The following is a 17,323-nucleotide window of genomic DNA, read 5'->3' on the forward strand; positions in this document are numbered from 1 at the left end:
ATAGTTTTAGCTGTTTTTATTTTCGAATAAAATTTTACAATTAAGCTGTAGTATTGGTAAAAACTGTCATTTAGCTATGCGCTATTGTAATTATTTTTCTGCACCTCTTGTTCAATTTACCTTATTATACTGACCGAAGCGAAAATGCTGAATCCAATTTACTTCGATTTTTTTAACTAAGCCTCTGTGCGATCGTTACTTTTCATCCATAAGTATAATTGACAAAATTTCAGTACTCACTAAGCTTATAGCAATTTTTGATCCATTCAGTCTGTGCATTAGAAAATGATAAACAGATTGGATAAAACATTCACCAGGACAGGAGATCTATTGAATGTCTGAAGCAACTGGCAAAAAAGCCGTATTACAACTTGATGGCAAAGCAATTGAATTACCAATTTACAGTGGTACATTGGGCCCAGATGTAATCGACGTTAAAGATGTGTTGGCCGCAGGTCACTTTACTTTTGATCCTGGTTTTATGGCGACAGCTGCATGTGAATCTAAAATCACATTCATCGATGGCAACGCAGGTGTTCTTTTACACCGTGGCTACCCGATTGCTCAGTTGGCGACTCAAGCAGACTATTTAGAAACTTGCTATTTACTTTTAAATGGCGAACTTCCTACTGCTGAACAAAAAGTTGAATTTGACGCTAAAGTACGTAACCACACTATGGTTCACGACCAAGTTAGCCGTTTCTTCAATGGTTTCCGTCGTGATGCTCACCCAATGGCGGTGATGTGTGGTGTTGTTGGTGCATTATCTGCGTTCTATCACAACGGTTTTGACGTTGAAAATGTTGATCACCGTGAAATCACTGCAATCCGCTTGGTTGCTAAGATTCCTACGCTAGCTGCTTGGACTTACAAATATACAATCGGTCAACCGTTTGTTTACCCACGTAACGACTTAAGCTACGCAGAAAACTTCTTGTATATGATGTTTGCTACTCCAGCAGATCGCGATTACAAAGTTGACCCTATTCTTGCTAAAGCAATGGATCGTATCTTTACACTTCATGCTGACCACGAACAAAATGCATCGACGTCTACAGTACGTTTAGCTGGTTCTACTGGCGCTAACCCATATGCATGTATCGCTGCGGGTATTGCTGCACTTTGGGGACCTGCTCATGGTGGCGCGAACGAAGCTGTTCTTAAAATGCTTGATGAAATCGGCACGAAAGAAAACGTTGCTGACTTCATGGAAAAAGTAAAAACTAAAGAAGTTAAACTTATGGGCTTCGGTCACCGAGTTTATAAAAACTTCGATCCACGTGCGAAAGTAATGAAAGAAACTTGTGACGAAGTGCTAACTGCACTTGGTATCAACGATCCACAGCTTGAACTTGCTATGGAACTTGAACGCATTGCACTTTCTGACGAATACTTCATCAAACGTAATTTATACCCTAACGTAGACTTCTACTCAGGTATCATCCTTAAAGCGATTGGTATCCCGACTGCAATGTTTACTGTAATCTTCGCGCTTGCACGTACTGTTGGTTGGATCAGCCATTGGTTAGAAATGCACAGCACAGCTTACAAAATTGGTCGTCCTCGTCAGCTTTATACGGGTGAAACTCAACGCGATATCCAACGTTAATTCGTTACGCGTTTAGACTGAACAAGAAACCACCCTTTTGGGTGGTTTTTTTATGCTAAGTTAAAAATATAATTTAAATACAATTAAGTGTAAAACAATGAATCCGATGATTGCTCAACAACGTTTGAATGATTTAAGAACACAGATGCAACAGCACGATCTTGACGCCTTTATTGCCATGAGTGCAGATCCGCACATGTCCGAGTATTTACCTGAGTATTGGCAAGTTCGACTGTGGCTCACAGGTTTCACTGGCTCGGTAGGCATAGTGGTGGTCACGCAAAATTTTGCAGGGCTTTGGGTCGATGGTCGTTATTGGGTGCAAGCAGAGCAACAACTTGAGAATACAGGCTTTGTTTTACAAAAACAAACCACTGAGCCAGCATCGACACATCTAGCTTGGCTCGCTCAAAACCTGCCTCTACATGCCACGATTTCAGTCAATGGACAAACGCTTTCTGTACAACAATTTGAAGCACTCAATCAAATTGCTCAACAACACCAATTTACAATTCAAACCCCTTTTGACATCATCAATGAAATTTGGACAGACCGACCTGCTTTACCCCAAGAAGTAGTTTGGCAAATGGCGAATGGCTTAAATGCACAAACACGTTTAGAAAAACTATCGCTCATTCGCTCAACATTAAATACAAAAAATGTATCAGCGCACTTCATTTCAGCACTTGATGATATTGCGTGGATTCTCAACTGTCGTGGACAAGATGTAGAATATAATCCTGTTTTTCTTGCACATTTATTTATAGATACATCACGTACGGTTCTTTTTATTGATGATATAAAACTCTCCAAGGAACTACACCAACTTTTAGCACAAGATCAAATTACAGTTTTACCTTATACACAGACCGAATTTTTTTTAAGCCAACTTTCACAACAACATGTCTTAATTGATCCTGCGAAAGTATCTATTTTACATACACAAAGCATTCAAAAAAATAATCAGCTTGTGCAGGATATCAATCCTAGTACTTTATTTAAATCACGCAAACATGCTACTGAAATTACACACATTCGCAATGCTATGACTAAAGATGGCGTTGCGCTGAGTCATTTTTTTTATTGGTTAGAAACCGCTCTCACACAAAATCAACCCATCAATGAACTGACCATTGATGAAAAAATTACTGCCTTTCGTGCAGAACAAGTTGGTTTTATTGGTTTAAGTTTTTCAACCATTGCAGGCTTCAATGCCAATGGTGCTTTGCCACACTACCGTGCGACTAAAGACAGTTATAGTCAAATTCAAGGTGATGGTTTATTACTCATTGATTCAGGTGCGCAATATCATGATGGGACAACAGATATTACCCGAGTTATTCCAATTGGTACGCCAAGCACCGAGCAAAAACGTGATTATACCCTTGTTTTAAAATGCCATATTGCACTTGCACAAACGGTATTCCCTGAAGGTATAGCTTCACCTTTACTTGATGCCATTACACGCCAAACCTTATGGAAATATGGACTTGATTATCGTCATGGAACAGGTCACGGTGTCGGCTTTGCTCTGAATGTACATGAAGGACCACAAGTTATTTCATACTATGCACCCACCCTACCACAAACAAAAATGCGTGAAGGTATGATCACATCCAATGAGCCAGGCTTATATCACGAAGGAAAATATGGTATCCGAATTGAAAACTTAGTGGTCAATCAAACTAAAAAGTTTACAGATTCAACCTATGGAGAATTTTTAGAATTTGAAACTTTGACCCTTTGCCCGATCAATCAAAGCTGTATTGCTTTAGAGTTGATGACTGAAAGCGAGATAACTTGGTTGAATGAATATCATCAAACTGTTCGTGAACGATTAGCTCCTCATCTACAAGGTAAAGTGCTTAATTGGTTAATTGAAAATACTCAAGCGATTTAATCCCGTTCCTATAAAACATAAAAAGCACTTCGCTATAAAATGAAGTGCTTTTTATGGATCAAATATCTATAAAACGATTACATCAAAATTTTAATTTTTTCGATCTTCGTTGTCTTTTTAGCATTTTTACATGCATTGGATGATTGAACAGTCTTAATTACTTCTTTACGCACCAATGAAACATCAATTTTTCCTTCAATAATTTCACCCGTTCGACAATCCTCCTCACCGAGTTGTTCGTTATAACGACCGGGATCATCATTAGAATTTACTGTAGCAATTACTTTTGCATTCCATCCATCAAAATAAACCAAATCCAAAGTACTACTCAATATACCTTGCCCTGAACCTGCCGATTCTATTTCAACCAATTGCACAGGTTGAGTTTGACTCAATGCGGAATAAACTTTAAAGGTATTCGATTGACCACCGAAATCAGCCAAAATTTTTGACTGTTTTAATGTCGGTCTTGTTATAATATAGCCTGCCCAAAAATTACGTCCTGCATTTTCAAAAGAAACACCTGACAAATAAGCATGCTCACCTGAACGTAAAGTTACAGCTTGTGTATGATCAACCAAAATGGCTTTTGAAGGTGTCGCCTGTGAATCATCTAAATTGATCAATTGATCAATAATCTCTTGAACTTTAGGGACAGAAGCAAAACCGCTTGAAATAGGAAATGTGAATAAAACACTTAACATTAATAATTTAGATAAAATTTTCATTCTACATGCTCAATTTTGAGTTAAATCTACGTTAAGTCAATGATAAAAGACTTAACGCCCCCACTCCATTTTTGACATATACGGTTGAATTTTCTTTATACGATCAATATTGGTCTTTTCAATACTCGTCAATTGAGCATCAACATTGGTACTACAGGGCATATACCATTCTAAATGTGCAAAAGACTGCGCCCATTCTTTATTGGTAAAAGAATAACCATGACGGGCATAGATTTCATTTCGCATGTAGTCCAAAGCCTCAGGTGACATCTGTAAATCAGCATCTTTCAATAATCGTTGAGATGCTTCAGGATAATCCCCTTCATTTTTTTGATAACGACATTGTTGTGGCTTTAAATCAAAATATTTTGGCTTCACTTGTCCTGTCGCAGACTCCCAACTGACATCAATCAAATTTGGTTGCTGATTGTTTAATGTAAAAATAAAAGTACCACTACTATTTTTAGCGCCACTTTCAACTGCTGTGACTTTATAACCTTTTGGCGTTGCCTTGACTGCACCACTAAAATTTTGTTTATTTGCACCAAGCAAGCTATAACCTTTCACTTGTTTTTGATCAATAGACTGAATAAAAACAGATATTTTCCGCTCATCGTATAAACCTGTCCAAGAGCGCTGAAACTGCTTAATATCCTCCGCAGTCGCCATACTCGAAAACAACAAGGTCATACAAGATAAAGCATAGATTTGATATTTTTTCTTCATTATAATTTCCTGTAATGATTTCATTAACAAATGATAAAACCTAAAGACTATGTTTAAAATAACAAAAAAAATAGCCAAGTTTTATTTCACAATTGTGATTTTATTGCTCTATATTTATCTGTGTTATCTCATGGCAATGATCTGTCTACAATACTTTCCGTGGCAAGATGATCAAAATTTTCTTTTATTAAAACAGGATGTGGTCAATACTCAACCTTGGCAATTTGCATTTAAAATCCATGTTATTACTAGTAGTTTTATCTTAATTGCAGGATTTACACAATTTTTCCGTATTTTTCGAACTAAATTTCCTAGACTACATCGTAGCAGTGGTTGGCTTTATATCATCACTATTTTAGCTTTTGCCCTACCTAGTGGATTTATCCTTGCTCTTTCAGCAGCAGGCGGTTTAAGCACACAAATTAGTTTTGTTTTACTCAGTGTTTTGTGGGGAATTTCAACCGTATCGGCGCTCTATTTTGCATTGAAAGAAAAATGGATTTTACACCGTGATTGGATGATCCGTAGCTTTGCGTTAAGTCTTTCAGCCTTAAGTTTAAGATCATGGAAAATGCTTCTCTATGAACTGCAACCCTATTTTGAATGGCTAACACCGATTCACATTTACCAGCTTGAATCATGGCTAGGTTGGGTAATTAATTTATGTCTTGCAGAAATTATTATTTGGAAACTGCACCATTCAAAAATGCGCCATTCAACACCAAATATCAGCATATAAAAAACCCAAATAAATTCAGGTTTTTATACATCAATTTAGACTGTTGAGTTATAGCATTCAAATATTAAGACGCAACATTGTATTTATTTAAATCTAGATCTTTCAGTTGATTTTTCAACTCTTGCAAAGACCATGGCCAAGCAGCAAAGTTACGACCATTCTGATCTAAATAATAAGACTTGCAACCACCCGCATTAAATACTGTAGTCTTCAAATGCTTTTGTACTTTGATATTATGCATTGTAATGACATCTTTTTTAATGTCAAAACGTTTGATTTTCTGATCACGCATTTTCAGTAAACCACTGACAATGTAATCAATTTGTGCTTCTGCAATACCAATAAATGAATCATAAACCAAAATATTTGGACCCAATACCAAAAAGGCATTAGGTACATTTTCAAGACTTGCTCCTAAAAATGCCTCAGGTGAAGTATCTTTCCAACGGTCTGCAAGGACTTTGCCATCGGCATCATAAACACGCTTACCAATCGGAGGATGTGACACCTCAAAACCAGTTCCAAGAATAATCACATCGACTTCATGGCGTTCACCATTGGCAGAAATGACGGTATTGCCATCTATTTCAACTAAACCATGTGGCACAAGTTTTACATTGTCTTGTTGCAAAGTTGGGTAATAATTATTTGCGAATAATAGACGCTTACAACCAATATCAAAATTCGGCGTAACGTCTTTACGTAATTTTGCATCTTTAATTTGCAAACGTAACAACTGACGACTCAACACATTAATCGGTTTTAATATTTTCGGATTACGCAAGCCAAAGTTAACACCATTTAAAATTTGGACAATACTTTTACGCCATGTTTCCTGAATAACAGGATATTTTCCAATTAAACCTTTCGCTTTGTGACTCAAGTCCATATCTGCTTTTGGCAACACCCAAGGAGCAGTACGTTGAAATACAATTAATTCTTTTGCCAAAGGCTGAACTTGAGGAATAAACTGAATTGCAGATGCACCCGTACCAATCACAGCAATACGCTTGCCCTTCAGGTCAGCGTCATGATTCCAGCGCGCAGAATGGAACATTTCCCCCTTAAAGGACTCAATACCTTTAATTTTTGGCATCGATGGTTCTGTAATTGGACCTGTCGTAAACACGACAGTTTTTGCTTGATATAGACCTTTTGAGGTTTCTAGATTCCAAATGTGATTGGCTTTATCCCACTTTGCACTTAGCAACTCATTATTAAATTCGATTTTTCCACCCAAATTAAATTTCGCTACAACCTCTTCTAAATAATCTAAAATTTCAGGTTGCTTGGCAAATAAGTGGCTCCACTTGTGGCTTGGTGAAAAAGAAAATGAATAAACCGCAGAAGGAACATCACAGCCACAACCTGGATAATTATTATCACGCCATGTACCACCAACGCGACTTGCTTTTTCCAGCACAATATAATCGTGATACCCTGCCTGATTCATTTTATAGGTAGCAGCAATACCCGAAATCCCCGCACCAATAACAATGGTGTCATACACATGAACAGGTTTTTCAGTTTTAGTCACAGGTACTTTTTCAGTTGTAACTTCAGATTTTTGTGTCGTTTCAGCTTTTTGTACAGTTTTCGCTATCGCTTCTACTGACTTTTCAGCTTTTGGCTCAACTTTTACTTCTGATTTTGCTACGACAGCTTCAGTCGCTTTTTCTATGGTCTTTTTCCGTGTTGGTTTTGGTTTATCTGTCGTGTTCTCTGCCAACAATACATCTTGTGTCGCTTCATTGCTCATGCTTTTTTACTCATATTCTATTCGTACAAAATACTTTTGTGGTTGTTTTAAATAATGACGTTATTTAAATATTCGTGCCATTATTCAATGTCTTATTTAAAATACTTATTAAACACAGGATATCCCACACCCAATGCTTTTGCATACAAACTTGGCGAAGCACGTTTCAACAGCCAGAACAGTTTTGCATCAGGTTGTGGAATGGTGTAAAGCTTGCCTGCATCCAAATTATTCAAAGTTTTAATTACAACTTGATCACTCGTTGTAAAAGCATGATTCATTAGTAAATCATCTGCTAAACCTGCATATTGCTTTGGTAGGCGACCATTTTTCATAATATTGGTTGGTACAAGTGTTGGACAAAGTACATTGACACTAATTTTATCTTTACGCAGTTCCGCAGACAGTGTTTCGGACAGCGCCAATACGCTAGATTTGGTCACATTATAAGCCGTCATTTCAGGCGCAGCGGTATAACCTGCTGCCGAAGCAACGTTAATAATTGCACCATAACCTTGCTTTTTAAACTTTGGTACAAAGTAGTGACAACCATAAATAACACCCCAAAGATTGATGTTTACACACCATTGCCAATCTTCAAGAGAAACTTCATCAAACTTACCACCCAAGCCAACTCCCGCATTGTTAATAATTAAACTAACGGAATGTTTCAATAACTCTTCGGCGTGCTCAGATAAAGCTTGAACTTGAGCTTTATCAGTCACATCACATTGCACAGCAAATGCCTTTCCAGAAGTTTGTGACGTAATCAAACTGACTGTTTCTTTCGCAGCATCCAAGTTAATGTCTGCACAAACAACGCTTCCACCACGTTTTGCAAGTTCTAATGCAAAACTACGACCAATTCCACTACCTGCACCCGTTACAACAGCATACGCATTTTGACTTGGTAAACGCTTTTTTGAAAAAATACCCATATCTTCTAATCATCCATCTTTTTTATTTTAAGAACGTAGTGCAGGATAAAATTCTTTCGTCATATATGGCGTAAGAACACCTGTTTCAGGGTTCAATAATTTCTCTTTGTAATATGCCAAAAATTCACTTGTATCATGATCATTTGGGTGAAAATCAGGACGTAAATAATCAAAAATATGCCCCAATGTACTGCCATATACACCATCTTTTAAACCAAAAATCAGACGGAAGTTATATGGAATTTCTTTCCAATATTTTAGACTGACCAAATTTGATGGTTTACGATAAAACGGCACTAAAATAGATGCGGCAGAAATCAGCATTAAAATTGTAATTAAGGCAGGAAAGAATCCAGCAATACGTAATGCATAGTTATTTGACAAGGTTTGATAAACATCAAAAGCAATATCTTTATGCTCAGATTCTTCTAACATATGCCACATCCAAATCGCACGTTGCTTTTCATCTTGTGAACGAAAGAATATTTCTTCATGATTCATCATGTATTCAGCAAGTACCGCTGTAAAATGCTCAATCGCTGCCATAAGCGATAATTTCATCGGTTGTGGTAAACGCTCAAAGCCATACTCAAACACATAACCTGCTAGAAAACGAAATAATTTCACAGGCAAATCAAGCTCTAAAAAAGCGTCATTTAACTCTTCATGCATTTTGGAATGAATCGCTTCTTGACCAATCAGTGAAGTCACACGTTGTTTTAACAATGGGTCGGTAATGAAGTCACGGTGATAACGTGCTGTATCAATGACCAAGTCCTCGCCACGCGTTAAAAAAATAGACAATGATGCAAAATATGCACTTGCCAACTCAGCATTCATATAAAATTTTGGATCAAGCAATTTTGGATCAAAATCAAACTTCATATGGCGGATTGGAATAATCGGCGATTGTTTGTCCAAACTAAAAGGTGCTGCAGCAAAAGCTTTAGTAACAGCTTTCTTAATAGGCTTAGTAAATAACATGGCAAATACTCTTTATTTGTTGAATTTGGAAATCCATTTCACTATTTTAATGTAGCCAAATAGATCGCCTTTTGAGTAAAAAATCTACTTTGTTATAATAAAAATAAGCTAAGGTTTATGAAATACCATTAGCAATTTAGGTCAATACATTAGCAATTTATGCCTATTCAACCAAACTGTTAGACAATCGTCTTCTTACTTGCTCTTAATAACAATAATTGACCTCATTTGATAAATTTAAATACAGCTAATATTAAAAAGTTAGCTGAATTGACATTCTATGAAATTACCTCAAATGTATTCATCATTTAGCGATCAAGATAATCTAAACGACTTTTTTTGATACAAACATGACTATTATTACAACCTCAGTATTTCGGCAAAATAATCAAATCTACCTAATACAAAAATGCATATAAATGAATTTCAAACTCCCTAAATGATAAAGCCCAAATTTTATATTTGGGCTTTATCATCACTTAAGTCAATTTAGGATAAACGTATTGGTGGAGTAAACTCTTTCACAAAAAAAGGAGTTAAAGTCCCTGTTTCAGGATCTAGCAATTCTTTTTTGTAATGCTCCAATAGTGTAGTTGTATCATGATCGTTAGGATGGAAATCTAGACGTAAATAATCAAATATATGTCCTAAGCTACTTCCAAAAACCCCATTTTTTAAACCGAATAATAAATCCCAACTCCCTTTAGCTTCTTTCCAAAAACTTGGGCTGACAGTATTTAATGGATGGCGTAAAAATGGAAGGAATAATGCACCCACCCCTACACCTACACCCAATACAATTAATGCAATAAAAAAGCCTGCTACACGTAATGGGTAGTTTGCTGAAAGTACTTGATAAGTATCGTATGCGATATCTTTATGTTCAGACTCTTCAAGCATATGCCACATCCATAAACCACGCTGTTTATCATCAAGCGAGCTTGTAAATATTTCTTCGTTATTCATGGCATATTCTGCAAATACAGCAGTGAAATGTTCAATACCTGCCATCATAGACAATTTGAGTGGTTGTGGAAATTTCAGAAGCCCGTAATTAAATACTTGCTCTGCCAAAAATCGATACAATCGCACAGGCATATTGCGTGGAATTAAGGCATCATTAAATTCATCATGAACTTTTGAATGAATCGCTTCTTGACCAATTAAGCTAGTTAGACGTTGTTTAAGCACAGGGTCTTTAATCTGATCACGATGATGACGTGCAGTTTCAATAACCAACTCTTCACCATAGGTCAAAAATATCGACAATGCTGCAAAATACGCTGTCGCCCACTCCTTTTGCATGAAAAATTTAACATCAATTTCTTCGGATTTAAAATTGAAATTAAAATGGCGAATAGGAATATCCGCCATGCGATCTTTTAAATCTGGAATCACTGTTGGAAAAATTTTTGCGAATACTTTTTTGACTGGTTTGACTAACAACATAGGAGATTCTCTTTATTTTTCGATAGGTCATGGATACTTGATTGCGCTAATGCCAAAACTCACACTTTCAGAAAAACCATGTTTCACTCCCCACAAAACTAAAACATCTCGTCTGAAATACCTTTAGCAATTTAGGTCAATTGATTAGCAATAAATGCCTTTTTTAGTTTGTCTAACAAATAAGTCTTTTTAAAATCATATTAAAAAACAATTGTCTTTTGTACGTGACCCATGAGAACAATGATTTTCACGCTACATTACTTGAATAGTACTTTAAATAATCGTTATGGTGATTCAGACGTTTTAAACGATAAAATAGAGATAAAAATGCAAATAAGTGAATCATGGATCGACCTAAATACAATGAATGCAAAACTTTATGTAAAAGTATGGCAACCTGAGCGATTTAAAAGTGATACACCCATTATCCTGCTCCATGATTCACTAGGTTCAGTACAACTTTGGCGAGATTTTCCTGAAGAACTGGCAAAGGTTACTGAACAAAAAGTAATTGCTTATGATCGATTAGGTTTTGGACAGTCTTCAATCCACACCAATACCTTAGCAGTAGACTTTGTTTCTACTGAAGCGACTGAGGCTTTTGCTGAAATTTTACAACAATTAAATATTCAAAATTTTATGATCATGGGGCATAGTGTCGGTGGTGGTATGGCAAGTTGTTGTGCAGCCTATTATCAAGACCGTTGCAAAGCATTAATCACCATGTCTGCACAATCTATGGTCGAAGAGCTCACACTTTCAGGCATTCGTGAAGCTAAGGAAATATTTAAACAATATGGACAATTAGATCGCTTAAAAAAATATCATGGTGAAAAAGCACAATGGGTTTTAGATGCTTGGACTGAAACATGGCTATCTGAAGCATTTAAACATTGGACATTAGATGAATATTTACAAAAAATACAATGTCCTATGCTCGTCATTCACGGTGAACTTGATGAATATGGTTCTCTCAACCAACCACAACAATATATTAAAAATAGTCCCGCTCCCTCACAGTTATATATCATGGAAAATACCCATCACATGCCACATAAAGAAAAACCTGAAGAAGTGTTAGCTATAATTACTCAATTCCTAGAAAAATTGACTGATTTTACGCAACTCAATCACACAGCAAATGAGCAAGTTTAGAAATTGCATTTCAGAGACTGTCTAAAACGGACAGTTTCTCTATAATAAATGAATCTCTTGTACACTTTGACAATAACCATGTTGAACTTTGTTCTTCGTTACATGAAATGGCTTAATTTAGAAAATTTTAAATGGCGTAAACTCACGCTTGGCGAAATTCAAATTTGCCAAAGTGTATTTGCAAATTTAATTGATTACGATCAAGTAATTGTGATGAATCACCCATACCTACCATGGCAACCTGTTGGGATGTGTATGGCACCTGACGGTTGGATTTATCTCAAAGATCCTGACTATTGCGACGATTTTTCAACACAGCCTTTAATTGATCAAGCACTGTTTATCCATGAAATGGCACATATCTACCAACACCAACAAAAAATTAATGTTCTGTTCAAAGGTGCAATACTTCAATCGGCGCTGTATTTAAGCCTTGGGAAATACAATCCATATAAATATCAGTTAAAAACAAATAAACCTTACTCCGCTTATAATATTGAACAACAAGGTGATATTGCTCGAGATATTTTCCTTAAACGTATTGATAACATCATTTTATCAACCAAGACATCAAATTCATCTGTGGTCTAAATGCACAAATATTCATTACCTCAATTCATCTAACAAACTCGCGTAAAAGACCATCAAGCCCGTAAAAAAACTAACACTTACATAAATGTTCTATTTTCAAACATCACTGAATAAAATTTAGCATTTTTCTACAAAAAATCTTTATTTATAAATATAAAAATATTATAAATTCAGTGATATATTGGTTTCTAGCAGATTACTTGCAAGTTACTGATAGCATCTGTTTTTATTTTCGTTAGAATAGTCAAGGTCTGTAATTTTTACCTCGCAAGAAAATAAAGATTTACTGATTATTTTCTTGATTACTTATTGCACATTTTAATATTTTTTTGTATCTAAATACACATTGTTGAAAAAATAATTTCCATAAATATCATCAAATTGTGTATAAACCCTATTGGAATAGGACTAACTGTAAATGAAAAGCTTTAAAGTTGCTCTAGCGCAATTTTCACCGTATATCGGCAATATCGAATCTAATGTTCAACGCATGATTGAACAAGCCAATGCGGCAAAAGCACAAAATGCTGAACTGATTGTTTTTCCTGAATTATCAGTTCTTGGGTACCCCGCAGAGGATCTTCTGCTTCGCCCAAGTTTACACAAACGAACTCAGCAAGCCTTTGAACAACTTGCCACAGTAAAAGATATTGTGATGGTTTTTGGTTTTGTCAATCAAACCGAAGATGGTCAACGCCATAATGCTGCCGCTGTGATGAAAGATGGACAAGTTTTGGGTGTTTATAATAAACAAAACTTACCAAACTATAGCGTTTTTGATGAAAAACGTTATTTCACAGAAGGTCATCAACACCTTGTCTTTGAATACCTTGGGCACAAATTTGGTGTACTGATTTGTGAAGATGTTTGGTCACTACAAACAGCACAACAACTTGCACAACTCAATGTTGAAACAGTATTGGTACTCAACGCTTCTCCTTATGAAGTTGGTAAACCACAACATCGTATTGATACATTACAAGAATTAGCCAAGCAACTTAACTTGCACTTGGTTTATACCAACCAAGTTGGCGGTCAAGATGATCTAATTTTTGACGGCACAAGTTTTGTCATCAACAATTCAGGTGATGTTGCACTACGAGCGCCAAGTTTCCAAGAAAGTTTAAGCATTGCTGAATATCAAATTGAAAACAAAGCCTACAAACTTTCTGAAGCAGTTCCTGTACTTGGTACTATGGCAGAAATCTACCAAAGCCTTGTGATGGCAACACGTGACTATGTTCAACGCTCAGGCTTCCCAGGTGTAATCTTAGGTCTATCAGGGGGTATTGACTCTGCTTTGACCTTAGCCATTGCTGTTGATGCGATTGGTGCAGACAAAGTACAAGCCGTGATGATGCCTTATACCTATACCTCACAAATTAGCGTTGAAGATGCCACTGAGCAAGCAAAACGTATGGGTGTGACATTTGGTATTGCGGAAATTCATCCTATCGTAAATAGCTTTATGCAAACGCTGTTCCCATTCTTTGGTAACTCACCTGCCGATGCAACTGAAGAAAATCTTCAAGCACGTGCTCGCGGTACATTATTGATGGGCTTATCAAATAAATTTGGTAATTTAGTTCTATCTACAGGCAATAAATCCGAATTGGCTGTCGGGTATTGCACACTGTATGGCGATATGGTTGGTGGCTTTGCAGTTCTCAAAGATGTGTATAAAACCATTGTTTTTGAATTGGCAAAATACCGTAATACTGTCGGTGATACTATTGTCATTCCTGAGCGTGTGATTACTCGCCCACCGTCTGCAGAATTACGTCCTGATCAAAAAGATCAAGATTCTCTACCTGCTTACGATGTACTCGATGCAATTTTGTATGCATACATTGAAGAAGATCAAAGCCAAGACGACATCATTGCCAAAGGTTTTGACAAAGATTTAGTTGAGAAAGTCATTCTTCTTGTTGATCGCAACGAACATAAACGTCGCCAAGGTGCAATTGGTCCACGTATTACTTCACGCGCATTTAGCCGTGAACGTCGCTACCCAATCGTCAATGGTTGGAAAGCTGGAGTATAAAGTCTATGGTAATGAGTAATTCCCCTTCTCCTACAGGTTTTACTCAGAACCTAGCACAGAATCTTGCTCAAGCACTTTTGCTTGAGCAAGTTCGTTTCATCAAACAACAACTCTTACAGCCTGAAAATAAAACATATATTCGAAATTTTATTTCTCAATCTTATCGCCATGCAGATCAAATTTTACTTAAAGATATTATTCAGCTTGAACAACTCAATGCTGTAGTTGAAAAGTATGCTTTTAAACTCAATTTAGGTGCTGACATTCTTGAGTTTATTGGTTTTGTCGCTCAAAAGACTCATAAATTTTCAGTCAACAGTCATACTATTTTGCATGACTTATTGTCCGATGAAAGTTTTGAATTATGGTTATTTAAAATTTTAGAATTAGAGCAACTCAAAGATTATATTCAAGACAATTTACAACATAACCCCCAAATTCAACATGTCAGCTTACAGCTTGCCAATCAAATTCTAGAAAGTAATACTCCTTGGCTCAATCAACTGCGCCAATACAATAGCAAACAAAGCAATATTGGAAGTAAAGTACTAAGCTTCATTCAGGATCAACAACAAAATATTGAACTAAAGCTCGAACAACAACTTGCAACTGCTATTCGCAAACAAGTCAGCCAAATCATTTTATTACCATCTGAAGATTTAGCAGATATTGCAACCTATATTTGGGATGAAGTGAAACAACACTCGCTCAAAGAAATGCTTTCTCAAGTTGAGTCTATCGACTTTGAAGAGTTCTTTATTTTAGTTTATGAAACATGGAAAGAGCTACGCCAAACTGATTTCATGCAAGCCCTCATTTTGAATGTTGTTGCAGCATTTTATGAGTATTTTGGCGAATACAGCCTACAAGCATTATTGCATTCTGTTGGGTTAAATGAAAATGACCTTTTTATAGAAGCAGATCGCTTTATACCGTATTGCTTGGGTGCTCTCGATACGCACAACCTTCTCGATGACATTATTCAATCGCTGATTGCACCTTTCTATCACAATCAAGCGACGCAACAATTCATTGAAAACTATTTGGCTTCAAACAAATCTATTGAATAGTATTTAAAGTTTTTATTTTTTTAACAATAACCTATTTTAAAAATTTGAATCATGAATTTAATGATCAATGCCCAATAACATATACAAGATATATAAAAACAGGCAAATTTATTAAGAAAAAACCACCTATATCTTGCAATTATAGACACTTTGGAAGAATACGATGACGAACCGTCATTGATGGTTATTTTTGTTTAAGCACTGAACAATGCGAACGCATTCAATTAAAAATTTTACTCGCTGACAAAACGAACTACTAAGTAAATTGAGTCTATCCGACGAATATTAAACAATATTTTTAATTTTAAAATAATGCAAAAAAAAGACCATGCAGTGAGCATGGTCTATAAAAATGGTGGCTATGACGAGACTTGAACTTGTGACCCCCGCATTATGAGTGCGGTGCTCTAACCAACTGAGCTACATAGCCGTAAACTGTGGGCGCATTATCTAAATTTCTGCTCCATGCGTCAAGTCTTGTTTAAACACAATGATCATAGTTTAAACAACCAACAATCAAATGTTTAAAATTAATACATATTTACTCTAAAGACGATGCACAATAGTAAAATAATCCAACGAGATAATCTTATGCGTATTCAATATTTATTTATTGCCATGTTTATTCCAATGCTTGGTGCTTGTCAGCTCATTAGCCCCATTTTTGTCGATTACAATGGTGTACGTATGGATGTGGCAAAATGGATTAACAATCACCAACTCCTGAGTATGCAGCAAAAACGAAGTATGGCTCAACTCAGTAAAGCTCAGCAAAAATTAGTTCGTATCGACACAATTCCAGATGACCAAAAATTGAGGATTAGTAAAGAAAATTCAATTGCACTACATTGTGCGCATCTACATCTCAGTGCTAAACAAATAGATCAATTACAAAATCAAATTTTTGATGAACAACAAAAAGAAAAAATCTTAAAAAAATATGAGCAAGAATTTCCGAAGATCAAACTTGATAGTTCAATGATTCAATGTGAATAATTTTTTTAAAATATATTTTAAAATGAATCATAATTTGCATTAATAATTTTAAGTAACTCAAATTTCAGACAAAAAGAGACCACGTTATGAAACGTGGTCTATAAAAATGGTGGCTATGACGAGACTTGAACTTGTGACCCCCGCATTATGAGTGCGGTGCTCTAACCAACTGAGCTACATAGCCGTAAACTGTGCGCGCATTATGTATTTTCCTTGCATTAACGTCAAGTACTTCTGCGTCTAATTGATCAAAATTTAACGAAGTGAGCCGATAAGCCGGGTTCTGTCGAGAACGATCATTCCTCTAGGCGTACAATCACTCATACGCTCAAGCGACCTACCCGAATCCAGCACGGGCCGTGCCTCAGGATTCCTATTTGGTCTTGCTTCTGGTGGGGTTTACCTTGCCGTGAACTGTTACCAGACACGCGGTGCGCTCTTACCGCACCCTTTCACCCTTACCTTCCATTTCTCCGAAAAGAAACGATACGAAGGCGGTCTACTCTCTGCTGCACTTGCCGTCGGTTTACACCGCCCAGGCGTTACCTGGCACCCTGCCCTACGAAGCCCGGACTTTCCTCCCCTGTTTCAATCACGGAGATCTACACAGCAGCGATCGTCTGGCTCACTTCGGG

The 17,323-nt window shown here is 36.5% G+C and carries 14 protein-coding genes, 2 tRNA genes and 1 other RNA gene; 8 read left to right on the forward strand and 9 right to left on the reverse strand.

Annotated features, from left to right (window positions below; translation table 11 throughout):
* Window positions 1-334 precede the first annotated feature (334 nt).
* On the forward strand, window positions 335-1,609 hold the full coding sequence (gene gltA, locus FW754_RS04630) for a citrate synthase (RefSeq protein ID WP_409512089.1): 1,275 nt from the start codon (window positions 335-337) through the stop codon (window positions 1,607-1,609).
* A gap of 97 nt (window positions 1,610-1,706) precedes the next feature.
* Window positions 1,707-3,509, forward strand: a complete 1,803-nt coding sequence (locus tag FW754_RS04635) for an aminopeptidase P family protein (protein ID WP_446324001.1) — start codon at window positions 1,707-1,709, stop codon at window positions 3,507-3,509.
* A 77-nt stretch (window positions 3,510-3,586) separates the two neighbouring features.
* On the opposite strand, the gene FW754_RS04640 is transcribed toward FW754_RS04635, so the two are convergent.
* Window positions 3,587-4,237, reverse strand: coding sequence for a hypothetical protein (locus FW754_RS04640; RefSeq protein WP_446324002.1), 651 nt, complete (start codon window positions 4,235-4,237; stop codon window positions 3,587-3,589).
* A 51-nt stretch (window positions 4,238-4,288) separates the two neighbouring features.
* Window positions 4,289-4,927: a YARHG domain-containing protein gene (locus FW754_RS04645; RefSeq protein WP_446324079.1), complete on the reverse strand. Its 639-nt coding sequence runs from the start codon at window positions 4,925-4,927 to the stop codon at window positions 4,289-4,291.
* A 166-nt stretch (window positions 4,928-5,093) separates the two neighbouring features.
* Between FW754_RS04645 and FW754_RS04650 the strand changes: the two genes are divergently transcribed.
* The gene (locus FW754_RS04650; RefSeq protein WP_409512086.1) at window positions 5,094-5,702 is read left to right on the forward strand and encodes a DUF2306 domain-containing protein; all 609 of its coding nucleotides are present in this window, start codon (window positions 5,094-5,096) and stop codon (window positions 5,700-5,702) included.
* 64 nt (window positions 5,703-5,766) lie between these two features.
* Here the strand turns inward: FW754_RS04650 and FW754_RS04655 are convergent, their stop codons facing one another.
* The 4 genes from FW754_RS04655 to FW754_RS04670 form a co-directional block, all read right to left on the reverse strand.
* On the reverse strand, window positions 5,767-7,461 hold the full coding sequence (locus FW754_RS04655; RefSeq protein ID WP_446324003.1) for a flavin-containing monooxygenase: 1,695 nt from the start codon (window positions 7,459-7,461) through the stop codon (window positions 5,767-5,769).
* A gap of 92 nt (window positions 7,462-7,553) precedes the next feature.
* Entirely contained in the window at window positions 7,554-8,399 is an 846-nt protein-coding gene (locus FW754_RS04660; protein ID WP_446324004.1) for an SDR family NAD(P)-dependent oxidoreductase, read from the reverse strand.
* 27 nt (window positions 8,400-8,426) lie between these two features.
* Window positions 8,427-9,383, reverse strand: a complete 957-nt coding sequence (locus FW754_RS04665) for a metal-dependent hydrolase (protein WP_419348172.1) — start codon at window positions 9,381-9,383, stop codon at window positions 8,427-8,429.
* Window positions 9,384-9,872: 489 nt separating this feature from the next.
* Window positions 9,873-10,832 carry a metal-dependent hydrolase gene (locus tag FW754_RS04670; RefSeq protein WP_446324005.1) on the reverse strand — a complete coding sequence of 320 codons (960 nt, stop codon included), beginning with the start codon at window positions 10,830-10,832 and terminating at the stop codon, window positions 9,873-9,875.
* Window positions 10,833-11,159: 327 nt separating this feature from the next.
* On the opposite strand from FW754_RS04670, the gene FW754_RS04675 reads away from it, so the two are divergent.
* The 4 genes from FW754_RS04675 to FW754_RS04690 all read left to right on the forward strand — a co-directional run bounded on the left by FW754_RS04675 (window position 11,160) and on the right by FW754_RS04690 (window position 15,692).
* Entirely contained in the window at window positions 11,160-11,987 is an 828-nt protein-coding gene (locus FW754_RS04675) for an alpha/beta fold hydrolase (protein ID WP_446324006.1), read from the forward strand.
* Window positions 11,988-12,065: 78 nt separating this feature from the next.
* Window positions 12,066-12,578 (forward strand): hypothetical protein, encoded by a 513-nt coding sequence (locus FW754_RS04680; RefSeq protein ID WP_409512080.1) that lies wholly within the window; start codon window positions 12,066-12,068, stop codon window positions 12,576-12,578.
* 418 nt (window positions 12,579-12,996) lie between these two features.
* A complete protein-coding gene (locus tag FW754_RS04685) occupies window positions 12,997-14,622 on the forward strand; it encodes an NAD+ synthase (protein WP_446324007.1) in 1,626 nt (541 codons plus the stop codon).
* A 5-nt stretch (window positions 14,623-14,627) separates the two neighbouring features.
* Window positions 14,628-15,692: a hypothetical protein gene (locus tag FW754_RS04690; RefSeq protein WP_446324008.1), complete on the forward strand. Its 1,065-nt coding sequence runs from the start codon at window positions 14,628-14,630 to the stop codon at window positions 15,690-15,692.
* Window positions 15,693-16,045: 353 nt separating this feature from the next.
* Here FW754_RS04690 and FW754_RS04695 read toward each other — a convergent pair.
* Window positions 16,046-16,122: transfer RNA gene (locus tag FW754_RS04695), tRNA-Met, on the reverse strand.
* 161 nt (window positions 16,123-16,283) lie between these two features.
* Between FW754_RS04695 and FW754_RS04700 the strand changes: the two genes are divergently transcribed.
* Window positions 16,284-16,688, forward strand: coding sequence for a hypothetical protein (locus FW754_RS04700; RefSeq protein ID WP_446324009.1), 405 nt, complete (start codon window positions 16,284-16,286; stop codon window positions 16,686-16,688).
* Window positions 16,689-16,795: 107 nt separating this feature from the next.
* Here the strand turns inward: FW754_RS04700 and FW754_RS04705 are convergent.
* Together FW754_RS04705 and rnpB are read right to left on the reverse strand one after the other, a co-directional pair.
* Window positions 16,796-16,872, reverse strand: a tRNA-Met gene (locus FW754_RS04705).
* A 72-nt stretch (window positions 16,873-16,944) separates the two neighbouring features.
* Window positions 16,945-17,320: RNase P RNA component class A (gene rnpB / locus FW754_RS04710), an RNA gene on the reverse strand.
* Window positions 17,321-17,323 lie beyond the last annotated feature (3 nt).

The sequence above is a fragment of the Acinetobacter sp. 1207_04 genome, assembly GCF_052850415.1.

Coding starts and splice junctions, on each gene's coding strand:
- FW754_RS04660 (WP_446324004.1), bottom strand. CDS start 8,399: ATGGGTATTTTTTCAAAAAAGCGTTTACCAAGTCAAAATGCGTATGCT.
- FW754_RS04640 (WP_446324002.1), bottom strand. CDS start 4,237: ATGAAAATTTTATCTAAATTATTAATGTTAAGTGTTTTATTCACATTT.
- FW754_RS04655 (WP_446324003.1), bottom strand. CDS start 7,461: ATGAGCAATGAAGCGACACAAGATGTATTGTTGGCAGAGAACACGACA.
- FW754_RS04670 (WP_446324005.1), bottom strand. CDS start 10,832: ATGTTGTTAGTCAAACCAGTCAAAAAAGTATTCGCAAAAATTTTTCCA.
- gltA (WP_409512089.1), top strand. CDS start 335: ATGTCTGAAGCAACTGGCAAAAAAGCCGTATTACAACTTGATGGCAAA.
- FW754_RS04690 (WP_446324008.1), top strand. CDS start 14,628: ATGGTAATGAGTAATTCCCCTTCTCCTACAGGTTTTACTCAGAACCTA.
- FW754_RS04700 (WP_446324009.1), top strand. CDS start 16,284: ATGCGTATTCAATATTTATTTATTGCCATGTTTATTCCAATGCTTGGT.
- FW754_RS04645 (WP_446324079.1), bottom strand. CDS start 4,927: ATGACCTTGTTGTTTTCGAGTATGGCGACTGCGGAGGATATTAAGCAG.
- FW754_RS04650 (WP_409512086.1), top strand. CDS start 5,094: ATGGCAATGATCTGTCTACAATACTTTCCGTGGCAAGATGATCAAAAT.
- FW754_RS04635 (WP_446324001.1), top strand. CDS start 1,707: ATGAATCCGATGATTGCTCAACAACGTTTGAATGATTTAAGAACACAG.
- FW754_RS04680 (WP_409512080.1), top strand. CDS start 12,066: ATGTTGAACTTTGTTCTTCGTTACATGAAATGGCTTAATTTAGAAAAT.
- FW754_RS04675 (WP_446324006.1), top strand. CDS start 11,160: ATGCAAATAAGTGAATCATGGATCGACCTAAATACAATGAATGCAAAA.
- FW754_RS04685 (WP_446324007.1), top strand. CDS start 12,997: ATGAAAAGCTTTAAAGTTGCTCTAGCGCAATTTTCACCGTATATCGGC.
- FW754_RS04665 (WP_419348172.1), bottom strand. CDS start 9,383: ATGTTATTTACTAAGCCTATTAAGAAAGCTGTTACTAAAGCTTTTGCT.